This window comes from Rummeliibacillus sp. BSL5, assembly GCF_052928305.1.
Genome location: NZ_JAVGCV010000001.1, coordinates 483,770 through 509,126, shown reverse-complemented (window position 1 = coordinate 509,126; position 25,357 = coordinate 483,770). Strand labels below are relative to the sequence as shown.

22 protein-coding genes, 1 tRNA gene and 1 pseudogene are annotated in these 25,357 nt (G+C 35.2%); 8 read left to right on the top strand and 16 right to left on the bottom strand.

Features of this window, described 5'->3' with window-relative positions; genetic code table 11:
* Positions 1-55: 55 nt before the first annotated feature.
* The 5 genes from RCJ93_RS02685 to RCJ93_RS02665 all read right to left on the bottom strand — a co-directional run bounded on the left by RCJ93_RS02685 (position 56) and on the right by RCJ93_RS02665 (position 4,475).
* Positions 56-808: a 3-oxoacyl-ACP reductase gene (locus tag RCJ93_RS02685; RefSeq protein WP_446738327.1), complete on the bottom strand. Its 753-nt coding sequence runs from the start codon at positions 806-808 to the stop codon at positions 56-58.
* Between the two features lie 93 nt (positions 809-901).
* Positions 902-1,123: a DUF2829 domain-containing protein gene (locus tag RCJ93_RS02680; RefSeq protein ID WP_147198130.1), complete on the bottom strand. Its 222-nt coding sequence runs from the start codon at positions 1,121-1,123 to the stop codon at positions 902-904.
* A 148-nt stretch (positions 1,124-1,271) separates the two neighbouring features.
* Positions 1,272-1,487 carry a DUF1540 domain-containing protein gene (locus tag RCJ93_RS02675; RefSeq protein ID WP_150284543.1) on the bottom strand — a complete coding sequence of 72 codons (216 nt, stop codon included), beginning with the start codon at positions 1,485-1,487 and terminating at the stop codon, positions 1,272-1,274.
* A gap of 82 nt (positions 1,488-1,569) precedes the next feature.
* Positions 1,570-2,172 (bottom strand): hypothetical protein, encoded by a 603-nt coding sequence (locus RCJ93_RS02670; RefSeq protein WP_147198126.1) that lies wholly within the window; start codon positions 2,170-2,172, stop codon positions 1,570-1,572.
* Between the two features lie 194 nt (positions 2,173-2,366).
* Entirely contained in the window at positions 2,367-4,475 is a 2,109-nt protein-coding gene (locus tag RCJ93_RS02665; protein ID WP_446738326.1) for a bifunctional diguanylate cyclase/phosphodiesterase, read from the bottom strand.
* Positions 4,476-4,968: 493 nt separating this feature from the next.
* On the opposite strand from RCJ93_RS02665, the gene RCJ93_RS02660 reads away from it, so the two are divergent.
* The 3 genes from RCJ93_RS02660 to RCJ93_RS02650 all read left to right on the top strand — a co-directional run bounded on the left by RCJ93_RS02660 (position 4,969) and on the right by RCJ93_RS02650 (position 7,492).
* Positions 4,969-6,993, top strand: coding sequence for a bifunctional 2',3'-cyclic-nucleotide 2'-phosphodiesterase/3'-nucleotidase (locus RCJ93_RS02660; RefSeq protein ID WP_446738325.1), 2,025 nt, complete (start codon positions 4,969-4,971; stop codon positions 6,991-6,993).
* A gap of 119 nt (positions 6,994-7,112) precedes the next feature.
* Positions 7,113-7,286, top strand: coding sequence for a hypothetical protein (locus RCJ93_RS02655; protein ID WP_190323423.1), 174 nt, complete (start codon positions 7,113-7,115; stop codon positions 7,284-7,286).
* Positions 7,287-7,303: 17 nt separating this feature from the next.
* Positions 7,304-7,492, top strand: coding sequence for a small, acid-soluble spore protein, H family (locus RCJ93_RS02650; RefSeq protein ID WP_446738324.1), 189 nt, complete (start codon positions 7,304-7,306; stop codon positions 7,490-7,492).
* A 93-nt stretch (positions 7,493-7,585) separates the two neighbouring features.
* On the opposite strand, the gene RCJ93_RS02645 is transcribed toward RCJ93_RS02650, so the two are convergent.
* The 4 genes from RCJ93_RS02645 to RCJ93_RS02630 all read right to left on the bottom strand — a co-directional run bounded on the left by RCJ93_RS02645 (position 7,586) and on the right by RCJ93_RS02630 (position 12,646).
* A complete protein-coding gene (locus tag RCJ93_RS02645; protein ID WP_446738323.1) occupies positions 7,586-8,530 on the bottom strand; it encodes an aminoimidazole riboside kinase in 945 nt (314 codons plus the stop codon).
* Entirely contained in the window at positions 8,527-10,014 is a 1,488-nt protein-coding gene (locus tag RCJ93_RS02640) for a glycoside hydrolase family 32 protein (RefSeq protein ID WP_150284548.1), read from the bottom strand. Before RCJ93_RS02640 ends, RCJ93_RS02645 begins: the two co-directional genes overlap by 4 nt.
* 71 nt (positions 10,015-10,085) lie before the next feature.
* Positions 10,086-11,489 carry a sucrose-specific PTS transporter subunit IIBC gene (locus tag RCJ93_RS02635; protein WP_150284549.1) on the bottom strand — a complete coding sequence of 468 codons (1,404 nt, stop codon included), beginning with the start codon at positions 11,487-11,489 and terminating at the stop codon, positions 10,086-10,088.
* A gap of 173 nt (positions 11,490-11,662) precedes the next feature.
* Entirely contained in the window at positions 11,663-12,646 is a 984-nt protein-coding gene (locus RCJ93_RS02630; protein ID WP_150284550.1) for a LacI family DNA-binding transcriptional regulator, read from the bottom strand.
* Between the two features lie 83 nt (positions 12,647-12,729).
* On the opposite strand from RCJ93_RS02630, the gene RCJ93_RS02625 reads away from it, so the two are divergent.
* Together RCJ93_RS02625 and RCJ93_RS02620 are read left to right on the top strand one after the other, a co-directional pair.
* The gene (locus tag RCJ93_RS02625; protein ID WP_150284551.1) at positions 12,730-13,197 is read left to right on the top strand and encodes a PTS sugar transporter subunit IIA; all 468 of its coding nucleotides are present in this window, start codon (positions 12,730-12,732) and stop codon (positions 13,195-13,197) included.
* Between the two features lie 111 nt (positions 13,198-13,308).
* Positions 13,309-13,382: transfer RNA gene (locus RCJ93_RS02620), tRNA-Arg, on the top strand.
* Positions 13,383-13,515: 133 nt separating this feature from the next.
* Here the strand turns inward: RCJ93_RS02620 and RCJ93_RS02615 are convergent.
* A complete protein-coding gene (locus RCJ93_RS02615; RefSeq protein ID WP_446738322.1) occupies positions 13,516-13,944 on the bottom strand; it encodes an ester cyclase in 429 nt (142 codons plus the stop codon).
* A 750-nt stretch (positions 13,945-14,694) separates the two neighbouring features.
* Between RCJ93_RS02615 and RCJ93_RS02610 the strand changes: the two are divergent.
* Positions 14,695-15,213 (top strand): annotated as a pseudogene (locus tag RCJ93_RS02610) (DinB family protein).
* A gap of 78 nt (positions 15,214-15,291) precedes the next feature.
* Positions 15,292-15,783: an N-acetyltransferase family protein gene (locus RCJ93_RS02605; protein ID WP_446738321.1), complete on the top strand. Its 492-nt coding sequence runs from the start codon at positions 15,292-15,294 to the stop codon at positions 15,781-15,783.
* Positions 15,784-16,541: 758 nt separating this feature from the next.
* Here the strand turns inward: RCJ93_RS02605 and RCJ93_RS02600 are convergent.
* The 4 genes from RCJ93_RS02600 to RCJ93_RS02585 all read right to left on the bottom strand — a co-directional run bounded on the left by RCJ93_RS02600 (position 16,542) and on the right by RCJ93_RS02585 (position 22,104).
* Complete coding sequence (locus tag RCJ93_RS02600) at positions 16,542-17,066, bottom strand: hypothetical protein (protein ID WP_446738320.1); 525 nt, start codon at positions 17,064-17,066, stop codon at positions 16,542-16,544.
* Positions 17,067-17,177: 111 nt separating this feature from the next.
* Positions 17,178-17,732, bottom strand: a complete 555-nt coding sequence (locus RCJ93_RS02595; RefSeq protein ID WP_446738319.1) for a short-chain dehydrogenase — start codon at positions 17,730-17,732, stop codon at positions 17,178-17,180.
* Between the two features lie 293 nt (positions 17,733-18,025).
* Positions 18,026-21,745, bottom strand: coding sequence for a hypothetical protein (locus tag RCJ93_RS02590; RefSeq protein ID WP_446738318.1), 3,720 nt, complete (start codon positions 21,743-21,745; stop codon positions 18,026-18,028).
* Positions 21,746-21,933: 188 nt separating this feature from the next.
* Positions 21,934-22,104 carry a hypothetical protein gene (locus tag RCJ93_RS02585; RefSeq protein WP_190323424.1) on the bottom strand — a complete coding sequence of 57 codons (171 nt, stop codon included), beginning with the start codon at positions 22,102-22,104 and terminating at the stop codon, positions 21,934-21,936.
* Between the two features lie 114 nt (positions 22,105-22,218).
* Here RCJ93_RS02585 and RCJ93_RS02580 point away from each other — a divergent pair, with 114 nt between their 5' ends.
* Complete coding sequence (locus tag RCJ93_RS02580; protein ID WP_158512583.1) at positions 22,219-22,383, top strand: hypothetical protein; 165 nt, start codon at positions 22,219-22,221, stop codon at positions 22,381-22,383.
* 75 nt (positions 22,384-22,458) lie between these two features.
* Here the strand turns inward: RCJ93_RS02580 and RCJ93_RS02575 are convergent, their stop codons facing one another.
* Together RCJ93_RS02575 and RCJ93_RS02570 are read right to left on the bottom strand one after the other, a co-directional pair.
* Positions 22,459-23,652 (bottom strand): NupC/NupG family nucleoside CNT transporter, encoded by a 1,194-nt coding sequence (locus RCJ93_RS02575; protein ID WP_066787810.1) that lies wholly within the window; start codon positions 23,650-23,652, stop codon positions 22,459-22,461.
* 319 nt (positions 23,653-23,971) lie between these two features.
* Positions 23,972-25,210, bottom strand: a complete 1,239-nt coding sequence (locus RCJ93_RS02570) for a D-serine ammonia-lyase (protein WP_446738317.1) — start codon at positions 25,208-25,210, stop codon at positions 23,972-23,974.
* Between the last annotated feature and the right edge of the window lie 147 nt (positions 25,211-25,357).

Genomic DNA, 25,357 nt, shown 5'->3' with positions numbered 1-25,357 from the left:
GCAAGCAAATTTGCTTACTTGAAAAGTATATCAAATAGTTGTTAAATAGAAAACATTATTTTGCAATCCAACCTCCATCAATTGGGACGACTGTTGCATGTATATAGTCTGAGACATCATGTGCTAAAAACAGTGTAAGATTTGCTACTTCACTTGGTTGAGCCCATCTACCTGCAGGTGTCTCTCTTGCCACCCATTTTGCCATCTCTCCATTACCTTGGAAATCCGCTTTGTTCATAGGTGTTTGAATAGCACCTGGAGCAATCGCATTAGCACGAATACCCATTTTACTATAATCTAAATCTAGCTGTTTAGTGTAACCGACAATTGCATGTTTAGAAGCTGTGTATGCTGCTCCGCCTCCCCCTGCTACAAGACCTGCAATGGAAGCCATATTTATAATGACCCCTGATTTTATCTCAATCATTTGTGGAAGAATTGCATTCGTTACTAAATATGTTCCTTTAAGGTTTGTATTTAAAATAGCATCCCACAAAGCCTCGTCTGTATCTAATGTCTTTGCATAGCCATCTAAAATGCCAGCTGTATTTAGCAAGATATCAATTTTAGAAAAAAGCGAAAGGGCCTTTTGGACAGCTTTCACTACCTGACTATTATCCGCTACGCTCCCTACTGAATAAGCAAAATTTTGCTTATACTCTTTTGCTATAGAATTCAATCCCTCTTCGTCTAAATCCATCGCAAATACCATCGCTCCACTTTCAAGAAACGCCCTTGCTTGTGCGTGCCCAATTCCAGACGCTGCTCCCGTAACAAAAACGGTTTTGCCTTTAAAATCAAATTTCATTTTTGCACCTCATTACAAAAGCCCATGGCAATCCATGGACTCTCAATTATATACATGTATAATACATTTTCAATCATATAGTGAGAAGTGTCTTTATTCGACAATTTCCCAGTCTTCAGCTAATAAATCACAAACTGTCGGCGTGAACATAGTGTAGCCTTCACCAGATACATTAATTAAAAAATAAGGATTTAGCTTTTCACCATCATGTGTGCTTTCCCCTACTAATTTTATGTATAATTCAGCTCCATTAAATCCTTTTCTTATTACTTTTTCTCCTGCTTTCATACGCGGTAGTATTTCTTCAAATGTCATGACGCGGTCTCCTTTACTCTTTAGTTATACAGAAAAAAGTATACGAGATTATATTAGGGAAATCAAATGACTAAAAAAGGGACCCACGTTATAGTGGAATCCCTAATGCTATGAATCGCATAGCTGCCAATTGTTCATGAGTTTTCTTTTACTTTTCTTTTGGTTTAAAAGTTTTACAGCAAGTATCCTTAGAAGTGTTAGCTTTTTCGGAAATCTTGTCAAAATCAAACTCTGTTGCAAACTCTGTATCCTTATCTCTGGAGTGGTAATCCATATCGACATTAATCGCTGATGCACCACAAACATTACCAACCTTATGGAAAAAACAATCGGAAACAGAACAATTTACTTGTACATTTGGCATGGGCTATCCTCCTCATATTTATGAAGTGAACAATGTTTATTGCTCTGGATTAGCATGCCCAAGCCATAATCATTTATAAGGCTTAATAGAAATGAATGTCTTCAAGTACATATTTACCGCTCTTCACTTTGGTAAACTTAAGAGTTACCGATACGTTACCCATTGCGTTAAAATCTTTAGGCTGGAATTGATATCGAATATTTGCCCAACCTGTTCCTTTTCTGGAGTCATAGTTTTTTACTTTTGAGGTTGTTGCCAGCTTTAAATTTTTGCCGTAAAGATGAATGATTTTTTTGCTATTAGATTTACGATTAAGTTTTATTCTTTCTTTGTATCTATCCGTTGAATATTTATAGCCTAGTAAATAGTTTGTATCTGTTTTAGGTGCTATATGATTCTTTGCATATTTATTAAATGTTGTTGTTTTTCCTGTTCTGTTTGATTCGCCGTAAATACGGATTAGTCTTGCAGCTTCAGGTCTTAATTCATTTTGGGCTTCTTTTAGTGTAAATCCCTTTGAAAGTGTAAAAACCCCTTTTTTCGAAACTTTTTTGCTAGCTGCTTGAACAGTCTGAGTACCTGCTAATTCACTCGTTTCGAAAGACGCTGTTCCAATTAATAAACCAGATGCAAGTACACTAGTCGCGATCGTACCTTTTACAAATTTTTTGACTAAATTTTTCATACTATAACCTCCAAGTTGTTTTATTAATCGTAGCATAAATACCCCATTAAAAAAGAATCGTTGCAAAAATTGATATTTTATCTCTAATATGGAATTTACCTGATAGTCGGATGGTTTTACAAACCGAGTTCTCAAATCATATTTTTCCCTCAAACATAATACCTTCTTTTCAAAAAAATAAACAAGCTGCTTACTTAAATTTGGGCAGCTTGTTGAAAATGAATTGTTTCTATAATTTGATGGAGCGGCATCGGCCTTCCACATAAGTAACCTTGAATAAGATTGCATCCTTCTCTTGAAAGAAATTCCCACTGGAGCTCTTCTTCCACTCCTTCTGCAATAATTGTTAAATTTAGATGTTTTGCCAGAGAAATAATCATCGAAATAAGAACAGTATCCCCTGTTGGTATTTGCATAACAAATGAACGATCTATTTTCAATGTATCAATTGGCAAATCTTTCAGATAGGCGATAGATGAGTATCCTGTTCCAAAATCATCAATCGCAATTTTAATTCCTAATTCTTTTAACTCGCATAACGTTTCGACTGCATGTTTTCTATCCATCGTCATACTTTCAGTGATTTCAAGTTCTAGACAAGCAGGATGAAGCTGTGTCTCTGCTAGAACCCTTTTAACTGTATGAGCTAAATTATGCTGGAAGAATTGGCGGATCGATAAATTTACCGATACACCAATCGTTAGCTGGCAATCCTCCTGGCATTTTTTCACTTGGCTACATGCTTGTTGAAGCACCCATTCACCTATTGGCACAATTAGCCCTGATTCTTCTGCTATCGGAATAAAATCAGCAGGAGAAATAATCCCCTTTGTTGGATGCTTCCATCTGAGTAATGCCTCAACAGATATTATTTCTCCTGTTCGTACATCAATCTGTGGCTGATATTCAAGGAAGAGTTCTTGATTTTCAAGTGCTTTGTGTAAATCATGCTCTAGCAACATTTTTTGTTCTGAACATTTTTCCATATTTTTTTCGTAAAAAAGTACTCGGTTTATTTGATGTTTTGCTTGATGCATAGCAACTTGAGCATGTCTAAATAAATCGCTTGCATTTCTGCCATGCTCTGGATAAATTGCAATCCCGATATTTAATTCTACTTTCACCTGATGATGCTGCACAGGAAAATGAACTTCCATTAATTGTGTAATTTGTTCACAAATAGCGGTGACTTCTTCTCTATTTGACACAGTTGGAACAATAAGAATAAATTCACCGTTATTTCCTTTGCCAAGTAACCTCTTCTGCGATTCTACATAACTCAATCTTTTAGAAACGCCATAAATAATTTGATCTTCAAACCTACTACCAAACGATTCATTTATAACCTTTAAACGGTCTACTTCCACCATTAAAACAGCAGCTTTTTTGTGGATATTTAACATTTCTGCTAGTTTAGTTTCTATATAGTGCAGTTTAGGCAAGCCCGTGAGCTCATCATGATCAATCGTATATCTTAAAGAATCCTGAGAACTTTCCAGCTCCTCCTGGGTTTCCATCAATAACTCAAATGGTTCTTCAACTGAAGTATGATGAAGTGCTTTCAAAAAAAAGTAATAGCTTGTTAGTTGAAATAAATGGCCAAGCATAGCTCTGAAATCATAGACATTGATATAGGTGGTGAACACTAGGTCTCCTAATATTAAATAAAAAGAACCAAGTACCAGCATTTCAACTTCTTTTTTCTGAACATTATTTTTGCTTTTAAAAATATAAGCCATAAAGAAAAGTTGTAGAAAAGCAGCAGCATATTGCAGCCCATTTTTTATCTGAGAAGTTCCAACACCATCAATAAATAGATTTGGCAACAATGCTTTGGGAGAGTATATAATTCCCAACCAGCAAACGGTATAGGCTAATGATAAACCATACACTATATATCGATTCTTGAGCACAGAATTTTTCGGCTTAAACAGGTATATGCTTAACAAACCAACAACTAATGAAAGGCGTCCAATGATATAAAACCATGTAGCTGAGTAATTAGAGCTTTTTTCTAGAAAAAACGGCATCCCTTGATATGTTAAAGTATGGAACAACTCCGTTAGACCTAAAGATAAAAAAAGAGCTCCAATATATAATCTTTTATTCGATAAAACATATGGTACGATCAGCCATGCTTGAATAGCAATCGAAAAGGAAAAAACAATAATAAATATCTCGACCATTAAATGAATGGATAAATAATTTTCTGCACCAAATACACCGTAGAGTTGCTTATTAAATAAAAACGAGATTACAAGTAAAAAAATAGGCAATCCAATCGGCCACCGAAATTTTTTCAAGAAGCCTCCATAATCAAAGTTCGTTATAGAAATCCCTCCTCTTAAAGATATTTTTATAGGAAAAAAGTTGTCTGTTAGGAAGATTACAAAATAGTTTTTTAAAATCAGTTCTTCTTTCAGATACATTATACCTACTAATTATACAAATTTCTAGCAAAGAATAAAAATACCAATAGAATGGTCATACGAGTTTTATTTTTTCTTAACACAAGATTAAGAATAAGAAGAAGCTTGTCTAAGAAATAAAATAGTTGGAGTGTATTCTTCCTAACTCAAATGTAGATATTCTATTGATTAAACCTTTTTTAACTATTTTTTCTTTAAAACGAACATCCCACTTTAGTCCTCCGATACTATTTACTTGTTTAGTCAGAAACGCTTATTATGTATATTTTACTGTTTTTGTTTTGGAGGAAAAATGCTAATTTATCAGTATATTTTCTATGGTATATTTTGAAGGGGTTTAAAAAATGAAAAGGGATGGGTGAAATGTATGAAATCAACAAAAAAGTTCCAAGGCCTTAAAGTTTTATCAAGCGCACTTGCTCTAAGTCTAATTGCATCTTCATTAACACCGATATTGGATACAGAAGCGCAAGCTAAAACGGCAAAAACTAAAGTACAATCACAGGTAAAACTTCGGATCATGGAAACAACGGATGTGCATACGAACTTATTAGACTTTGACTATTACAAAAATAACGTAGCTCCTCAATTAGGATTGGCGAAAACAGCAACGCTTGTCAATAAAGCTCGTAAAGAAGTGAAGAACTCTGTATTGGTAGATAACGGAGATCTTATTCAAGGAACACCGCTTGGAACATACAAAGCAACAATCGATCCATTGAAAAAGAATGAAGTCCATCCCATGATAAAAGCGATGAACATTATGAAATATGACATGGCTTCACTTGGAAATCATGAATTCAACTTCGGTCTAAATTTCCTAAAAGAAGTTTATAATGATGCGACATTTGGTTTTGTAAATGCAAATGTATACAAAGATGATCACGATAATAATCCGAATAATGATAAAAATCAATTTACACCATACAAAATCGTCAACAAAAAAGTAAAAGACGAATCAGGAAAAACACAAACCATCAAAGTTGGTTATATCGGCTTTGTACCGCCTCAAATCAGCGAATGGGATAAAGCTAATCTAAATGACAAAGTAATTGTAAAGGGAATTGTTGAAACTGCAAAGAAATATGTGCCGATTATGAAAAAGAAAGGCGCAGATGTTGTCATCGCAATGCCTCACTCTGGCTTTAACAAAGATGTGACAAATACAGAAGATACAATCTATGCATTAAGCAAAGTAAAAGGAATTGATGCTATAACTTTCTCACATACGCATAAAGTCTTCCCAGCAAAGGATATTGCTAGTTTAGACTCTATCTTTAAGGATGAACAAGGCAATGCTGCGAAAGGTGTAGATAACAAAAAAGGAACAATTAACGGTGTACCTGCAGTACAAGCTGGCTTTGGTGGCGGCGCATTAGGAATTATCGACTTAACTTTGAAGAAGATCAAAGGAAAATGGGCGATTACAAAATCTAAAACACAAGCGCAAACACGATCAGTTCTTGAAGAAAAAGCAGATGAAAAGATTAAAAAAGCAATCTTAAAAGACCATGAAGCAACACTTAAATATATCAACACACCAATTGGCAAAACAACTGACGATATCTACAGCTATTTCGCACTAGTCCAAGATGATCCATCTATCCAAGTTGTAACAAGTGCACAAAAATGGTTTGTTGAAAAATATGTTGCTTTAAATAAACCAGAGTTAAAAGATTTGCCAATTTTATCTGTTGGCGCACCATTTAAAGCAGGTCGTAATGGTAAAGACGAATACACAGATATCAAAAAAGGCGACTTAACAATACGTAGTGCCGGCGATTTGTATTTATATGATAATACGCTTAAAGCTTTAAAAGTGAAAGGCTCTAATGTAAAAGAATGGCTAGAAATGGTTGCAGGAGCATTCAATACGATTGATACATCTAAAACAACAGAACAATCATTATTAAATCCAACCTTCCCAGTATATAACTTTGATGTAATCGATGGCGTCCAATATCAAATCGATGTTACAAAGCCTGCGAAATACTCAACTACTGGACAGTTGGAAAATCCTACTTCAAGCCGTATCGTCAACTTAACGTATGATGGAAAACCAATTGATCCAAATCAAGAATTCATTGTGGTAACAAACAACTATCGTGCAAGTGGCGGCGGTCATTTCCCTGGCATTTCAGAGAGTGAATTAGTAGTAGACTCAGCAGATGAAAACCGTCAAATTCTAATGGACTATATTTCTGAAGTTAAAGAAATTACACCTACAGCAGACAATAACTGGTCCATCGCGCCAATTGCTCAAAAAGTAAATGTAACATTCACAACTTCACCGCAAGCTGTGGATTATATTAAAGAAGGAAGCTTATTCACTTATACAGGTAAAACGGATGTACGAGGATTTGGCATTTTCCAACTCAATTTAAATCGTTAATCTTATCGCCGCAGCATTTATTTGCTGCGGTTTTTCTATTCCCCGTAGCCTTTATGGATAAAAGCAAAAACATCATGCCATATTAAGAATGCTTTTATAAAAGGAAGGAGAATGCCAAAATGGGAAGAGACAATAAGCAAGGTAGAAGCCATAATTCAGGACGTATGGCTCAAACGCCTAAAAATCAACTTATTGCACCAAAACAAGTCAAAGAAGAAACGGCAGAAGAATTATTGGAGCTTGAGAAAGCCTATAAACACAAAACAAAAAATGCATCAAAACCTACATTATAGACTAGGGGGATACTACTTTGGATTATCAACGCGCACAAGAAATAGTCGCCTCTCCGCAGGAATTTGAAGTAACGTATAATTGTGTTTCTGTCTGGATAGACAAATTAGTAAATGAAAAAACAGCAACCGTCCATTTAAGACGTTCATTAGAAGAGCGTTCAGAGGTTGATATCGCTGAGTTAAAAGAAGCCAAAACACTTCAATAAAAAAACTGCCCACTGGTTAGATTGGCCAGTGGGCATTCCTTTCATTCACAATTCACACATATTTGGTTGTTGAATACTCTAATGGAGGTAGTACTAATCAACATCTAATTGATAGGATTGAATTTCTTCTAATGTGGGCAATCCAGACATCGCCCCTTTTTTCATTGTAGCCAAGCCACCAGATATACTTGCAAAACGAATCATTGCTTCCAATTCTTCTACAACCAATTGCTGTAGCGGCTGTTGTGAGGTATATAAGGAATAGAGTATGCCCGATACAAATGCATCTCCAGCGCCAGTCGTGTCGATCGCCTTCGCTTTTATCGCAGATACATGGCCAAATTGTTCTTTAAAACAATACATACAACCATTGCTCCCCATTGTTATCAAGACCAGCGGGATATTCGGTAACCGTTTTATCCCTTCTTCAATTGTCTTGCAGCCAGTTAAAAATGTTAGCTCCTCGTCGGATACTTTCAACACATCCACCAATGGGATTGTAGATAAGATTATTTCTCTTGCATCATTTTCATGTAGCCATAGACTTTCACGATAATTAGGATCGTAAGAAATAGTCATATGATTTTCTTTAGCTAACCGTATTGCTTGCATTGTTGCTGATTTGGATGGTTCATTGATTTGAGAAATAGATCCAAAGTGGAAAATATTATGGTTTACAAAGAGCTCAGCATTAATTTCATCTTTTGTAATCAGCTGATCTGCGCTTGGTTGAATATAAAAACTAAAATGTCGCTCACCGGAAGGGTCTAATGTAACGAAAGTCAATCCAGTCCTAGCTTCTGCTGAAAACATTAAGTGGTTTGTATTCACTTTGTAGTCTGTTAATGTCTCTTGCAAAAATCGACCTAATACATCCTCCCCTACCTTACCTAAGAATGTAGCATGCCCGCCAAGTTTAGCAATACCTACTGAAACATTGGCAGGGGCACCTCCTGGAGCTTTGTGATAGGTTATATTATCTTCATTTAACGGTATAAAATCGATAAGCGCTTCGCCGAAACATAGAACACCATTCATGCAAATATCAACTCCTGTTGAGGTGAGGACTCTTCATTCTTATGTTGGAGAAGATCCCATTTAGTAATACTAAACGTAGCATCACCTTCAAAAGTAATAGAGTGATCCTCAGGTTTTGGGAAATAGCGGGCTGTCATCACTTCACCGCCATCGTTAATAAATATTTCTATAGACGACTCATCCATAAAGAAATGAAGATTGGACAGACCTTCAATTTTGCACTTTCTAGATTGCTCTCCACTATTATCAATATTCCTTCTATATAGCGTTACTTCTTTTGTTTGATCATCATAGGTCAACCTTGCTTCATGGCGTAGGTCAATCTGGAAATCGTGACACTCTCTCGGAGAGAACTCTATAAATAGCTCAGCAGAAGTGCCTTGAATACCCTCGAATTGAATAGCTTGCTGTTTCATCTGTATATCCTTATACAACACTTCATTGTTACGCAACAATTGCAACTCCTCCAGTGGTCTTTGGAATATGCGTCCATTTCTCCACTGAAGCTCCCTTGGCATTGTTAAAGCATGCAGCCACTTATTGGGAATAGTTGGCTGGAGCTGTTCTATCTCATTGGTAATACCCATCCAACCAAAAAGGATTGTTCTTCCGTGTATATCTTTAAAGGTTTGCGGAGCATAAAAATCAAATCCATAATCCAATAACTTAAAAGGACCATGCTTGAATTGATGGGTTTCATACAAAAACTCACCATTAAAATAGCCTGATTGGAACAACTCTTGAGCCATTTCTCCATTTTTTATTAAAGACTGTGGAGAAATCAATAGAATATGTTGGTCATTGAGTGGGAATAAATCCGGACATTCCCACATATATCCCAACTCCTCCAAACCATTTATACCAGCACCTGCTATGCCACCAATCATTTCCCATTGATAAAGATCTGGTGAAGTAAATAATACAGCAGAGCCCTTTTCCTCCAGATTTTGAGCACCTAGTATCATATACCATTGTCCTTCATGTTTCCAAACTTTTGGATCTCTGAAATGTGCTGTATATCCCTCAGGCACTCGAAGAATAGGACCTTTTTTTTCAAAATTCACGCCATCTGTCGAAACTGCTAAGCATTGGTACGTTTCCCTTTCACCATTTTCTCCTTTAACATTACCAGTATAAATGAGGTAAAGATGGCCATCATCACAAACAGCGCTTCCTGAATAGCAGCCGTCTTTGTCATACCATTCTGTAGGCGCAAGAGCTATAGGCTCCTCTTGCCAATGCACTAGGTCTGGTGATGAGAAATGTCCCCAAAACTTTGAACCATGCATAGTACCGAATGGATTCCATTGGTAAAAAACGTGGTAAAAACCTTTGTATTGTATTAAACCATTAGGATCATTTAAAAATCCGACAGATGGCATTAAATGATAGGATAAACGATAAGGATCACTTAGCACTAATTCTTTATATTTTTTTACTTCGTCATAAGCTCGATTAATCAGGTGGCCAAATTGTTCTGACATGGCAAAACGAACCTCCGTACTACTATATATTTTTAAAGTGAGAACAAGAGAAACCTTGCCTCACTACTAATCTATTCATTACTTTCTTCTTTGGCATCATCTGAATAGCCGAACCACCATGTCAAGATGAAGGCTACCGCAACGGCCAGTAAGTTTACAAAGATATATTGGAAGACCTGACCATTTAAATACAGCAGCGTTCCGGGCAATACCGTAATAGCCATCCCTGTTCCCTTTAAGCCGAGTAAGGATGAGAAAAATCCTCCTACCGCTCCGCCGATTAATCCCATAAGGAATGGCTTACCGTAACGCAAGTTGACGCCAAAAATAGCAGGTTCCGTAATCCCTAAAAAAGCAGATAGTGACGAAGGAAAAGCAAGAGCCTTTAATTTAGCCGATTTGGTTTTTAAAGCAACTGCTAATGTTGCGCCAGCTTGAGCAGCAGCAGCGCAGGTCACGATTGCATTGTAGGGATTATCATGATACTTCGATAATAGTTGAATTTCAAGCATATTGAATATATGGTGCACACCAGTAATAACGATTAACTGATTGAGCCCACCGAGCAAAATACCACTAATTCCATATGGCCAAGATAATATAACAGTCGCTGCTGATAAAATCCATTGCTCAACAGAGTGGAAAATTGGGCCGATAATGAGCAGTGATAAAACACTCATTACAAGCAAAGTTAAGAACGGCGTTAAAATAAGGTCTAGAATCTCGGGTATGCGCTTACGCAAAAACTTTTCAAGCTTTGCACCGATGAGCCCAGCTATAAATGCAGGAATAACAGAAGCTTGGTAGCCAACGACTGGAATAAATCCGAAAAAGTGTATCGGCTTTACATCGCCACCTGCAACATCCCAGGCATTCGGTAATGAAGGGCTGACAAGCATTAACCCTAGCACAAGTCCAATGATCGGTGTACCGCCAAATACTTTGAATGTAGACCATGCAACCAATGCAGGTAAAAATATAAATGCAGTATCCGTTAAAACCTGTGTATATAAAATGAAATTCTCCGAAACATCGTCAGGCTTCATGCCAAAGAGCCCCAATATTTGCTCTTGCATGACAAGTCCACGCACACCCATAAACAATCCTGTAGCTACAAGTACTGGAATAATAGGGACAAAAACATCACCAAATGTTCGAATCATACGCTGTAGTCGAGATCCTTTTTTCCTTGCTTCTTTTTTCTGCTCAGAAGCAGATCGTGTCGTAAAGCCAAACTGAGTCACTTCATCATAGATGCGATTGACTGTACCAGTCCCAAAAATAATTTGATATTGGCCAGAATTAAAAAAGGCACCCTTTACTTTTGCGATTGACTCCACTTTTTTTTGGTCAATTTTACTTTTGTCTGCCACCATTAAGCGCAACCGAGTTGCACAGTGAGCAACAGATTCAATATTATCCTTTCCCCCAACTGCTTCTATTACTTCCTCAGCAATTTGCCGATTTTCAGACATATACCCACCCCTTTTTTCTTATTGAAAACGATTCCACTCTTTTTACAATATTAAACATCTTAAACTGTTATCTCTGTAACAAGTTCAACGCTTTCATTTCCATCTTATGTTGTTAGTTATGGAATCGATTCCTTACAAATGAAAAAAAGAGGGCTTGTACAATTACCCCCACATTATATACTTTCTCTTACAAGAATTCTATAATTATTTTTGACTGTTACTGTGTCTGTTTTCTGGCCACTAAGTTGCTCCAGTAAAATGCCAGCAGCTTCTACCCCAGCATCAACTTGTGAGAAATCAACTGTTGTTAATTGTGGCTCTATATAAGTTGAGATTTCAGAAGCACCCATACCAGCTATTGCCAATTGGCTTGGGATTGACAGCCCCTGTCCCTTCGCATATTGCATTGCACCAATAGCCAAACGATCCGTTACTGCTATAATAGCCGATGGAAGCTCTCCTTCTTCAGCCATGTTTTCGGTCGCTTGAAAACCAGAAGCAGCATCAAAATTACCTTCTTGTATCCAATGGTGTTTTATTTCTAGACCATTATCTTTCAAAGCTTTCAGGTAGCCCAATTTGCGCAGGTAACCCACTGCTCGATCCTCTTCTGTAACTCCAATAAAACCAATTTCATTATGACCTCTCTCAATGAATAGTTTTACCAAATCGTATGTTGCCTGAAAGTCGTCTAACACAACGCCCGCTGTTCCCTCCATTTCTTGGCCAACCATAACAAAGGGCATTTTTAATTTTTTTATTTCTTCACGCAAAGCTTCATCTATATGAGTTGCAGAAAGAATAATGCCATCAACATTTCTTCCCTTCAACAAATGCAAAAAATCAATTTCTTTTGCAGGTTCTTGATTCGTAATAGTCAATAGTATTTGATAACCCTTTGGTGCCAATACTTGATCGATACCATTCATCAAACGGCTCGATGTTTCTGTACTGATTTTTGGTAGAATCACACCTATAATATTGGTCTTTTTTGTACGTAATGATTTAGCATTTTCACTTGGAATATAGCCTGTTTCTTCTATTACCTGTAACACCCGCTTCTTTAACTCATCCCGAACATAACCAGTCCCATTAATTACACGGGATACGGTTGTCCTCGAGACATTCGCTCGTTTGGCAATTTCATTAATTGTCACGTATTGTTTCCTCCTACAAAACACTTTTACTTTTTAACAGAAATGGGAATATAGACGTTAAAAAGATGAAAGGCGGTTTAAATATGTTTAAAGGCTTTTTTAAAAAGGATACCATTGAAGATTCATCATTGACAATGCCATTGGAAGGAAGAATTATCCCCATAGAAGAAGTGCCAGATCCTGTCTTCTCACAAAAAATGATGGGAGATGGTTTTGCCATTGTTCCTACAAATTCTACAGTAGTATCACCTGTAAATGGGAAGGTCATCAGTGTCTTTCCAACAAAGCACGCTATCAACTTATTAGACGATCAAGGAAGAGAAATCCTGCTCCATATAGGTCTTGAAACTGTCGCTTTAAATGGGCTTGGCTTTACTCCCTTTGTTAAAGACGGACAAAAAGTCAAAAAAGGTGATCGTTTAATGGATGTCGATTTTAATACAATCAAAAAGAAGGTTCCTTCCATTATCTCTTCTGTAGTTTTCACTAATTTAAGTGATGATGAAAAAGTTGCCATCACAAAACACAGAGTCGAAATAAAGAAAAAATAATTAATAAGGCATTGGATTGACAATAATCCAATGCTTTTTTCGATTTTCGAAAAAAATACTTTTTCGTTTGAAGTTTTTATAGTAGAATAGTGATTGTTAACATATTGCTACGCCCTTATAGCTCAGTAGGATAGAGCAAAAGTTTCCTAAACTTTAGGTCGCAGGTTCGAATCCTGTTAAGGGCATTAAGATACTCTTCAAACCCCTTGATATATTAAGGGGTTTGTTTTTTTCTGTCTAACAGGTGAGCAACACAAGAGACTTTTATTATACAAAGAGAAACTTGTCTTTGCTTATAATACTTTAATTATGTACTCCTTAGATGAACGAGAGTTTATTGGATTCTAACTGTTTATGAGTACCTAACCTATCAATCTGAATCCAATACTCAGAAATTTTTTCATTTTCTATTCTATATACCGCACTTGCCATTTGTAATATTGGGAGGCCTGTAGGTAGATATCCATCGATTTCTCCTACGTGCGTACCTTTTTGTTTCCATCGAACATATACCTTATTTCCATCTACTAAAAATTCTTGAATCTCTAATGAAAAATCACCATATACTTCAATCATTTCTCTTACATGTTCAGCATAATCCTTAGGTGTTCTCACCACTGTTTGTTCCTCTTCAGATACAATTTGATGGGCATATACTTGTTCTGCCATAAATTGATCTGAGTAATCAGGATTATTACCTGATCGTACTTCTTTAAAAAATTCTCTAACAATTTGTTCTGGTGTCATTTAAATACCCCCTTTTAATAAATCCAATACTATCATAGTAGAAGTGATTTCATTAAACTTTCTTTAGTTATATATAATTTAAATGAAGAAAAATTATTATAGCTATTCCAAAAAGTATAGCAGCAACTACTATCCACACTACTTCTATCATTAGAAAACAGCTAAGAAAACTATGCTTCTTTGAAATTGCTATATTTCTCGCAACCTTTAAATTTATCGGTAAAAAATATAAAGAAAATAATAAACCTACTGAAAATAATATACATAAATAATTAATAATAATACTATTAGTTATATTTGAAATTTTAAGACTAACGTAAAAGACTGGAATTACCAACCAATAGCCAAATGTAAAGAATAACAAAACCAAAGCAATTAAAACTAACATAATGTCTTTTTTCAGCACCTGTTTATAGCTCTGGAAATAATATCTCATATTTTCCCACCCGTTTAGTAATACTTGAGTCCATCATACTTTAATACTTCTATTTATTTCAAATTAAGAGTTATATTAAATCTATTTTATGAGTAGATTGATTAAGAATTAAATGAATTAAGGTTAAATACATATTACTTTCGATACTTTGTATTTATACAATTGGCGAATAGAGATGTATTGTACTTTTAATTTCTGAACATGAAGGAATTTCAATAAATTAGTAGAATATATAGGATATCCCTATCCACTTCCACATCTGATATGTAAAGATAAGGTTTTTACTATATTGAAAAATTGTTGGAGGAATAAAAATGAAAAAACATCATGCATTACAGTTGTATGATTATCACGTTTGGGCTAATAACAAATTATTCGAAAGGTTAAAGGAATTGCCTGAGGAAATTTTTAATCAGGAAGTTCAAAGTGTTTTTCCTTCGCTTGCAGCGGCTTTTAATCATATTTATATGGTCGATACCATTTAGCTAGGTGTAATACGTCAAAAAACTATGGGTGAGATTCAAGCTTCAATCGCTCAAGTACAAGAGCATACAAAGAATAAAGGTCTACAGGAAATGGAAAAGTTGTTTTATCAATTAGCAAAGGAATATCAAGGATTTCTTAATAGTGAAAGTGATTTGGATAAAGAAATTTCCCCTGAACATCCTCAATTCGGACGATTAAATACTCATCTTTCCGAATTGGTTCAACATGTAGTCAACCATGGAACATATCACCGCGGAAATCTTTCTGCTATGATACGCCAACAAGGTTTCTCAGGTGTACCTACTGATTATGTTTTCTATCTATATGAAATAAACTCTACAAAATAGTTTTTGACGAATCTAGGTTTTTAAACAAAGAATTAAAAATATTTAACTTTGTTTTTAGATTTTTAAGGAGTGACTAGCATGAATTATTCAATTAAACCATCTACGGAAAAAGATATTCCATTCTTATGGGAAATGCTGCACCAGTCTATATTTGTTTCTGAAGGTCAACCTGCACCTAGTCTAGATATATTGAAAGAACCCAATATAGAAAAATACTTGATAAATTGGGGCAAAGAAAATGACCATGCACTAGTTGCTATAGATAAAGAAAATAATGCTTTAGGAGCAGTATGGATAAGGTTATTAGACCAAGATAATGCTGGCTATGGCTTTGTGGATGAGAATACACCTGAGCTTGGAATGGCAATAAAGAATCAATATAGAGGGAAAGGAATCGGCAAAAATTTGTTATTTAATATGATTCAGTTTGCTCATTCTATTGGTTATCCGGCTATATCGTTAAGCGTCGATCCTCTAAATCAAAATGCTTTAAGACTTTATGAAAAGAACGGATTTATCAAAGTTTATGAAGATGCCGGGGGATCTTGGATAATGAAAAGAGATTTGTAATATTAGTACAAATCTACTTTCAATAATTGAGGTTACTCTCTCTTTCCGCTATCTCCAAACTTTTAGAAGTGTGTGATAAATATCTTTTAAAATTGAGAAAGCCAAACTACTATAGAAGGCTAAATTAGCCTTCCAATAAAAGTCCGGCTTTTTCAATGAATATTACTATAAAACTTAGATATGAACTATACAACTTACAAAAAGACAAACACCTATTATTATAAATAGAATTTTAACTACATACCAAGGCAATCTACTAATAAACTTCCCCTCACCTACCTTTACCTTTATTTAATTTCATTATTTTAGACCAGTATAAATATGTAAGTGTGATATGCAATCCTTAAGCAACCAATTGGATACCAGAGTCGTTCAACGTGAAAGATAGGTATAATATAGAAATATTAATAAGATTAATATAAGGACTGATTGAGTAATAAAAAAATATTTTCGGTATTTAAAGGGTAATAGCTCAATTATTCCGCAAATAAAGTTAATCCAAAAATCAGCACCGCTTACATAGTTCGAACCCCGTTTGTTTAATTTCCTCTCTGTCAATTTAATACTATAAAAAATATATCCTATACTTATTAAGAATAAAATTAAAAAGAAAAGATTAACTATCACTTTTTATAATTTCCTAGCATGGCATTAGCTAATGCCATGCTATTCCTTTCTTTAACTACTTTGTTATCTAAATGTTATTACATTGAATTCGTTTTATGTATCAACATTTATAAGTAATATTTGTATTTGTACTAACTCCATATATCTTTAAAATACTGTGATAACAATCCTGTTCCTTGAAATCTATAATCTAAAACAGCTTGAACGTTTAAACGTTCAACGGTAATCTTATTATAAGTATTAGGAAAAGAGCCTAAATAAGAATATTTAAAAATTGGATCATTAGGGCATAATCTGTAAGCACGCTCCAACATCTTAGATCCTTTCTTCTCCCAAGAGAAATAGTCACCAAAATAATAAGGAAACTGAGAAATCATATAACCAAAACTCCACAGAAAATTTTCATTATCCTTAAAATTTTCTAATCCAAAACTAGTAACTTCCTCTAAAGTAATAACCAATTCTTTTGAATTGACTCTTTCTCCATCTAGAGTATGACCTTCAACTAATAGATACCAGCATAAGAAACCTAGTCTAATAAAGTATTTCGGTTCTAAAGGGTTATCTTTACACAATTTTATTAATATTGATTTAGCTTCATTCCATTTCCCTTGATTTTCTAATGTATCTACATCTTTTAACTTCCAGTTAATCACAAATATGCTCCTTTAAATATGAATAACATGATGTTTTGATTCATATTTATCCTTGAACTTATAAGCTCTTTAGATAGTTGTCTTTAAAAACAGAATATCATGTCAAAAATGCTATATAGGTCGTTTCCCCCAAGGTTCAACGGTTCCTATGATATTAATAGATTTACCGTTTTTTATAGAATCTATTACTCCTTGTGAAATCTCATCATTTGTAAGCCATCTCGATTGACCATTTTCAAGGATGAATCCAAGCTGTATCTGGCGATAACGCGTGGGGTGAGGCAAACTAAATTTACCTTTTACTTCATTTGGTTTTTTACTACTCCCTAGTATATGAAATAGCTGCCAGTATTGGTCGCTTTGATTTGAGATTTCTTTTGCAATTACTTCTAATGCACTTTCAGCATAAGAATGTATCCAGGCTATGGCTAAATCAATTGGCCCATTACATTCTATTGTTTCTCTTAGTTTCGCTGTTAAAAGAGTTTCGTCATTATAGTCCACTAATACAGGTGTCATGAGTGATGAATCGATTGATTTGCTAATTAAGCTTTCCATTCGTTTAGCATCCCGTCCAATTACAGATACATGATAGCCTTTACTCACTAACCAAAGAGATGTGTTTGATAACATCCCTGTTCCTCCAACAATCAACGCATGCTTCATTCATTTACACCTCTCTTATATAAACATAATCCAAACAGAACAGCTACACAATGTTGTTTGACTTTAACCTGTTCAACCTTCTCTCACATTCTTATAATGTCCTAAATAAATATATATGTAAACAGCACCCCTTTTACAAGACTGATAAGACTTCCATTTAGCTGTAAAATTCATTATTATGCAATATCTAATTAAAGCATACACGTTAAGCGGTCAAAAAAAGCACTTTGACTAAGAGAACCCCCTAGTCAAAATGCTATATTCCTTTAAAGCTATTATCATCAGTTCACCATTTAATTTTGGTCCACTGAAGTAGGCTTTTGATTAATTTGAAAGTGGAGACTGGGAGTTGGTTGATTTTGAACCAGATTCTGCGGTTTGATTTTCATGAAGTTTATAAGACTAAGCAATTTCTCCATTGTTTTTGAATGATCTAAGTAGTATTCTCTACCGCTTATATGCCAGAATGTCCAACCAGCCTGCTCCATCTGATGTTGGCAACATTCTAACTCATCAATTTCTGAATGATTAGTCCATTTTCTTCCTCCACATATGATCGCTAAGCGCCCATGAGAACTCTCTAATGCCAAGTCAATTGTCAATGGTCCTGTTTTAATAGTAGGCATGAAACGATACCCTCTCGTCATCAGTTCATTCTGCAAGTCTGCTACAAAGGTAGATGATGTCGCATGGTCCTCGGTCGTTAGAATGAAGGATGTAGTATTCGGTAATTCTATTTTTGCTTTGTCTGGTAATTGATGTTGAGCAATTTCAAACATAGACATTGTTCCATCATACAACGAGTAATTCGGGAAATCTGTAATGTAATTGTTCATTAGTACCGCAATTTCCTCTTGGCTTAATTTGGATGACAATTTATTAGTAGTAGCCTCATCTCCAAAGATAATTGCTTTTTCTCCTCGCAATAATACTTGGAGATCTGAAAGGCTTCCCATTCCGTCGACAATCACAACATCAAAATAATTCCCTGGAACAGACCAATATTTAGTTACCTCTGATAGTGGCATTATCCATACTGGAATAGCTGACTGCGCTTGTTTAAGAATATTGTCCGCTTCCTGTTTAAAATGTGGTGCAAATTTGGCTCTGTCTTTTTTCATTTTTTTATTGTAAAAACGCCAATTTGTGATTGCTGTTTTTTCTTCTGGAGTAATTTGTTTTAGCGTCGATAGCCAAGAGACTGGCTGAATTAATTCTTCCGTTAATTTCTTTTGAAGTACTCTTTCCTGTTTCAACTTTGCATGTAATATATTCGGCTGCAAGTGTCTGCTACCTGATAGCCATGTCGCCATCTTTTTCAGCACAAATGATTCAATAGCATCGTCTTCTGGCACCTTCGCTTCACCTAGGAGATCAATTAAATCACCTGCGGTTAGTGGCAGACTGTGAGATAATAAATCTATATAGTGCTTCCATTTATGAATATCTTGCTGCAATTTTCGTTGTATTTTCAACTCTGTTAAAAGTTCTTTCCATTTCGAAGGATCCTTTTTTACCATTGCATTAAGAAAAGCATTATAAATTGGATGCATATGTTTAAGTTGAGCTATTGCACGAAGCTGTTGGGTTCTATCAAAGAAATTTTCTTGCCATTTTTCATATTTTAAATACGCTAGTGTATGTGAGATTTCTATTTTTAATTTTTCATAACACAGTTGATTAAATAGATTAGTTTTCTCCAACTTTTCTGACACCAATTTTTGTGATAAGGCCATATCTGTATCAGCAATATTTATAAGATGTTCAAGCAATTCTATTTTTTCATGCAAAATTAGAGGGAATTGAGGGTGCCTTATATCAATTTGCGGGAATCTAACTTCACTGATTTTGCCATTATACATTCTAGATAGCTGTGTAATTAACGTGCGGTATTCAATATACCGTAGCATAATTGCTACATCCTCAAAATTGCGAAGTGGTTTTCCATTCAATACAGGCGTTTCAAATAAGTATCGCGTAGCTTTGCCTTTACCCAACATAAAAAGTGCATTTGGCTTCTTTCCGGCAAGCATACGGTCTCTAACCATTCTTAAATCTTTTTTAATATCAACCGTCAATTTCTTCGGTAGTCGTATTTGATGATGACTTATTTCATGATACATCTCTAACGCCTTATTATTTAATGCTTTAATTTGATCAATTACATTCTTCCAATCCTCTTTCTTTTTTTCGTCTCCTAACACATCCTCCAAGAAACCATGAACACTTTCATCCTCCACTATTTCATAATTTGTTAGAATATCATCCACATAAGCTTGCATAATAAGCAATGCTGATTTTTTTGAGGATTCTAACTCAATCGGCAGGATATGGCGTGCGTCAATTGATTCTTCTAGTTTTTGTTCTTCTTCTAACAATATTTTAAAGGTCGCTTCATTCATCATTTCACCAGGGGATGGAACAGTCGTATGGAGCAAAATGGTATCCTCTTTTGTAAGAGAATTATGAATGCGACCGAATTCTTTCCATTCTTCATGAGAAAGCGGGAATTTCATAACAAGCGGCAAATCATCTCGAATCCAATCAAATGGTTTTGAGTCAGTTGATAAATATTTGGCTACGTCATGTTTATACCACTCTTTATTCTCGAATAGGAAAGGCTTTCCTTCAGACAAATGATATTGCCGTAGCTCATTTAAGCTTGCTTGCTTTTGCTCGACACTCATTTGAAGTCTTAGTTGCTTTTGTTTTACCTTTTCAAGCACTTTTCGCATATTGGTATTATCAAGCCGTTCCCCTACTACTTGAATGGATTGCTCAATTTGTTCTTTTGAGTTTTTTACGTCGCTTGTTATGTGAACGCATAACGGATGAAGATGCTTGGGCAAATCATTCTTAATTGCAGCTAGCTCTTCTCGATTTGTAGCTACCAACACTTTTTTTCCATTAGCTAAGTAATGGGCGACTATGTTCTTAATAGCTTCTGACTTAGCAGAATTATTGCTCGTTCGGACACTGATAGCACTCATGTGTTCTAACTTTTTTACTACTTGCTTTTGTTCCTCTGGTACATCTAGCGGCAAAAATAGTTGTCCTTTGGCTACGCTGCTACTTTCTCTTTTTTTCTGTGGTAAGCCTAATACTGAATAAAGTGCTTCAGTGGGCGCACTATTTTCATGTTCAAGGTCTTGTACTAAGTTTTGTAAGTCCTTTTTTAAACGAATCTGATTTTTGTGGCGGATAATAATGAAAGATTCATCGATTAGTATTGGTTTCTTCTCATGTGCTTGATCCCCTACCTCTGCTTCAGGATGACAATAGGGGGCAATTTTATTTAGAATTTCAGACTCATCATTAAAGAATTTGTCTGGTACTATATTATCTAACAAAGCTGTAACCTGTGTTTGTTGCTCTTCTGAAAAGTTCTCCAATAAATGCTGATCAAAGGAATAAGTGTCGTCTTTCGTATTAATTGTAATGGTATCTTTATTCTTATTTAAAGCAAGTGATTGTGTGAATACAGGCAACTCGATCACATGCTCTCCATTCCGCCAATTAAATAAGCCTTTTGCCAATACAACCTCTAAATCGCTATCAGCTTTGAGTTTTTCAACCCATTCACAAAGCTCATTATAAAGGCTGCAGGCTTTATCGTAATTCTTCTTTCTTACAACCCACTTTGTCCATTCTATAGTTTTAGAATGATGATTCCAGTTAGCTCCTTCTTTTTGTAATAAATTCTCTTCTAGTTGGAAAGCGTGTTTATACACAGGTGCGGTATGTTCCTTTTTATAAATAAGGGCAATTTTTGGGGATATTTCGGGATATGGCTTGGGTGCGACCAGAAATGTTTGCTCTAGAATAGGTTTATGTATCTCTGCTCGCTGCTTTAGCTGCACTTTAGAATCAAGCAATTCGTACAAGTATAAATCATTGATATTCCAAATCTGTTTGTAATCTTTTATCGAACGGACAGCAGGATTTTCCAAAGCCGTAAATTCTTCAACATATTTAAAAAAGCGCTTTGCACGTTTTGTTAATTGTTCATTCAAGAATATTCCTCCTCCAGCAAGACCTATTTATAATATATATGTAGGAGGAGGTAGACTATTCCTAATAAAAAGATTGTATTCATTTATTCTGAGTTTTAAAAGTATGTTAAAAAACTAAAAAACTCCGCGTTTCATTTTTCACTAACTTTCTTTACTGAGTTACAATACGATACCTTAACTTAGCTACCTTATTCTGAAGCTTCTTTTTTCATTTCTTCTAAGTCTTCAATTTGTTCCTTTGTAAGCAAAATTAATTCTTTTGTTTGTTCATCAATCAAATCAACTTCTTGTAATTCTTTTAAGCTTCCCTTCGCTTCTTGTAGCATAAATTCTATATCTTCTAGTTTTAGTTTTTGCATCATTCATTCCTCCTGTTATTTTTCATTATAGTGTCTCTCTTTTATATTTGCATGTTTAACTTTCTATCGAACGGGTATTCTTAATTAACAAAACATTTAAGGAGTTGGATTAATATGACGAAAGTAGTTCTGGTAAATGGTGAATACTTAGCAATTATTAACGAAAGACAAATGGTAGAAACTAGAGAGTTGCCAAAGGGCATTAATCTTGGTGCTATGGGCGAAGTGGAATATGACCAAAAAACAGGTCAAATCATTGTAGATGGACAGATTATTTAATCTGAATCCATCTTTTTTTATCCATCATTGATCTATCAAAAAAGTCCCTACCCCAAAGGAATAGGAACTCATCTATTACCAAACAAATAAACCTACAAGCATAGCGCTCAAAAGTGAGACGGCAATACCACTTATTAATAATTTCCAAACATTTTTACCGATAATCGCTGATTTTTCTTCAGATAAAAGAGAGCTGAAGGCACCATAAATCATTCCGATTGTACTAAAGTTTGCAAATGATGTTAAGAAGGTAGCGGCTACTGCAACTGTATGAGGAGCTAATGAACTTAAATGTTTCTTAAGATCCATCATAGCCACAAATTCATTCGTAGCTAGCTTCGTACCCATCAACTGAGCAACATAAAGCGCATCTTTAGTCGGTAAACCAAGTAAATAAGCAAAAGGACTGAAAATATAAGAGAAAATCTTCTGAATGGTCAGCCCGTGAACGAAAATTCCTAATAAACCATTCACTGCAGCTGTTAAAGCTACATAACCAACGAGCATAGCAGCAATAACAATGACCATATTCATGCCGATTAGCATACTATTCGAAATAGTTGAAAAGAAGTCCTTTTTCTCCTCTTTTGCTGGTTGATAAATAATGTCTTCTTCTTTAGAAATCTTCACAGGATTCAACATATTCACAACAAGCAAAGCGTTCAGGCAGTTTAGCGGTATAGCACAAAATACATATTCAGCAGGCACGAGAGACAGATATGCCCCTACAATCGATCCGCTAATACAACTCATACTCATAATTCCAAAAGTTAATAAACGGTTCTCTTTTAAATTCGCCAATTGGCCTCGAATTACTGCAAGCGCCTCCGTATTACCTAAAAACATCATTTGAATAGAGTAGAAACTTTCCAACTTTGGCAATCCTGATGCTTTCGATATTAGCCAGCCGACTTTATCAATGATCCAAGGCAGAATTCCAAAGTAAGATAAAATATCAAAGAAGGTAACTATAAAGATAATTGGCAATAACGCGCTGAAGAAAAAGTCGACTGTATCATTTGCCAAGGCACTCGGGAAGACAAATGCAATCCCCTCATTTGCACAATCAATCAACCATGTAAAGAATGAGGCAATTTTATTAATAATCCAGCCGCCGATAGTGGTTTTTAACATAAACCACGTAATTAGTATTTCAAGCACTAACAAGGTAGCGATCGCTCTCCATGCTACTTCTTTTTTGCGGGGCGAACATAAATAAACAATGCCCATTACAATAATGACTCCTAAAATATTTAACATGAAAAACATATAGGCAACTCCTAGCATAAAGATCAGCAATCAAACCATCACAAATATATTAAATAGTCATGCCCAAACTACTATCCATCTAATCAAAACGTTTTCATAAAATTCTACAGGCAATATTCTTAAACATTTCTGATAATTTATTTACTGGTTAATCATAAAAATGATATTACTATTCGCGATATCATAAATCAATATCTATGAATACATTCAAAATACTAAAATTATCATAAACATTTCAAATTTTTATTCAAAAACATACCTCTTGTCCATTTTACAGAAAAATAAAAAACCTAGCTGCTTTGACTAGGTTTATTTTTTGTTACTCAATATAGCTTTTCTGTTCCTCTTTAGGCACCATACTTCCACCTGTTGACCATATAATATGTGTTGCTTCTTTATTAGCAGAGGTTGGCAATGAAACAAATAGGCCCTTTATACTCGCTGCTGCCGAAGGTTCAATTATAATACCTTCTGTTTGATAAAGTTTTTTTAAATAGGTAATTAACTCTTCATCGCTTACAGTGAGTATCCCATCCAATAAGGGCTCTAATAATTTCCCTGCAAAAGAAGAAGGCCGCCCAACCGCAAGACCATCGGCAATAGTTTTATTGGTCAAGCCTAGATCATATACAGATATCTGATCATGCTGGCCTGTAGCCATGCCTAGCAGCATGCAAGGTGATTGAGTTGGCTCTACGAAATAACAATATACATGTTCTCCAAAGTTCTCTTTTAAGCCGTAGCATACGCCTCCTGGTCCCCCACCTACTCCACAAGGGATGTAAACACATAACGGATGGTTGGCGTCCACTTTAATGCCTTGCTCGTATAGCTGTTTTTTTAGTCGGCGTCCTGCTACAGCATAGCCTGCAAATAGGTGTTTTGAGTTTTCATCATCAATAAAATAACTGTTCGCTTCTCGCTCTGCTTCTTCTCTGCCCCTAGCAACAGCTAAACTATAATCCCCAGCATGTTCTATAACTTGCGCTCCAACCGCTCTTAACATGCTTTTTTTCCATTCTTTTGCATCATGCGACATATGTACAATCACATTAAAGCCAAGTTTCCGGCTCATAATGCCAATGCTCAAACCTAGATTTCCTGTTGATGCCACGACGATCTTGTATTTGCTCAGTATGTTTTTCATTCTTTGCTTAGCAAAGATAGAGTAGTCATCCTCCATACTTATTAAATGATGTTCTAAAGCGACTTTTTCAGCTAAATATAACACTTCATATATACCACCTCTGGCTTTAATTGAGCCGCTGATTGGCAATCCATCATCTCTTTTAATAAAGATATTACCTTTTATAAGCGTTTCTTCTTTTAGTTGTAGCATTGACTGCAATGGTGATTCAATGAACCCGTTTAGAGATAATGTTTCTGGAAATTCTCTTTGAATGTACGGAGCAAAACGAATCAATCTCTTTTCGGCTTCTTCGATCATTGCGTGATCAATTGAATAGGATTCACTTTTTTGGGGATTAAGCCATACAACAGGACTTGCAGCTATTAACGAATCCTTTAATTCTGGTGGTAAAGAAAAATTTTTAGCCATCTTGTAATCTCCTTTTATCTTTTACGTAAAGAAAAAAATAATCATTGATGAGCAAAAAGACTTAATTAATTTAACATTTATTTAATATATATCTTTTTGTAATCCATCAAATATTCTGTCTAGATATAAATACCTTGAAAGCCTATA

Excerpts from the sequence above, each read along its gene's own strand:
- RCJ93_RS02640 (WP_150284548.1), bottom strand. The coding sequence starts at position 10,014 with ATGTCAGAACAATTTGGCCACCTGATTAATCGAGCTTATGACGAAGTA.
- RCJ93_RS02595 (WP_446738319.1), bottom strand. The coding sequence starts at position 17,732 with ATGAAGCATGCGTTGATTGTTGGAGGAACAGGGATGTTATCAAACACA.
- RCJ93_RS02580 (WP_158512583.1), top strand. The coding sequence starts at position 22,219 with ATGACGAAAGTAGTTCTGGTAAATGGTGAATACTTAGCAATTATTAAC.
- RCJ93_RS02615 (WP_446738322.1), bottom strand. The coding sequence starts at position 13,944 with ATGACACCAGAACAAATTGTTAGAGAATTTTTTAAAGAAGTACGATCA.
- RCJ93_RS02680 (WP_147198130.1), bottom strand. The coding sequence starts at position 1,123 with ATGACATTTGAAGAAATACTACCGCGTATGAAAGCAGGAGAAAAAGTA.
- RCJ93_RS02645 (WP_446738323.1), bottom strand. The coding sequence starts at position 8,530 with ATGAATGGTGTTCTATGTTTCGGCGAAGCGCTTATCGATTTTATACCG.
- RCJ93_RS02670 (WP_147198126.1), bottom strand. The coding sequence starts at position 2,172 with ATGAAAAATTTAGTCAAAAAATTTGTAAAAGGTACGATCGCGACTAGT.
- RCJ93_RS02660 (WP_446738325.1), top strand. The coding sequence starts at position 4,969 with ATGAAATCAACAAAAAAGTTCCAAGGCCTTAAAGTTTTATCAAGCGCA.
- RCJ93_RS02605 (WP_446738321.1), top strand. The coding sequence starts at position 15,292 with ATGAATTATTCAATTAAACCATCTACGGAAAAAGATATTCCATTCTTA.
- RCJ93_RS02655 (WP_190323423.1), top strand. The coding sequence starts at position 7,113 with ATGGGAAGAGACAATAAGCAAGGTAGAAGCCATAATTCAGGACGTATG.
- RCJ93_RS02570 (WP_446738317.1), bottom strand. The coding sequence starts at position 25,210 with ATGGCTAAAAATTTTTCTTTACCACCAGAATTAAAGGATTCGTTAATA.
- RCJ93_RS02685 (WP_446738327.1), bottom strand. The coding sequence starts at position 808 with ATGAAATTTGATTTTAAAGGCAAAACCGTTTTTGTTACGGGAGCAGCG.
- RCJ93_RS02625 (WP_150284551.1), top strand. The coding sequence starts at position 12,730 with ATGTTTAAAGGCTTTTTTAAAAAGGATACCATTGAAGATTCATCATTG.
- RCJ93_RS02635 (WP_150284549.1), bottom strand. The coding sequence starts at position 11,489 with ATGTCTGAAAATCGGCAAATTGCTGAGGAAGTAATAGAAGCAGTTGGG.
- RCJ93_RS02585 (WP_190323424.1), bottom strand. The coding sequence starts at position 22,104 with ATGCAAAAACTAAAACTAGAAGATATAGAATTTATGCTACAAGAAGCG.
- RCJ93_RS02675 (WP_150284543.1), bottom strand. The coding sequence starts at position 1,487 with ATGCCAAATGTACAAGTAAATTGTTCTGTTTCCGATTGTTTTTTCCAT.
- RCJ93_RS02575 (WP_066787810.1), bottom strand. The coding sequence starts at position 23,652 with ATGTTTTTCATGTTAAATATTTTAGGAGTCATTATTGTAATGGGCATT.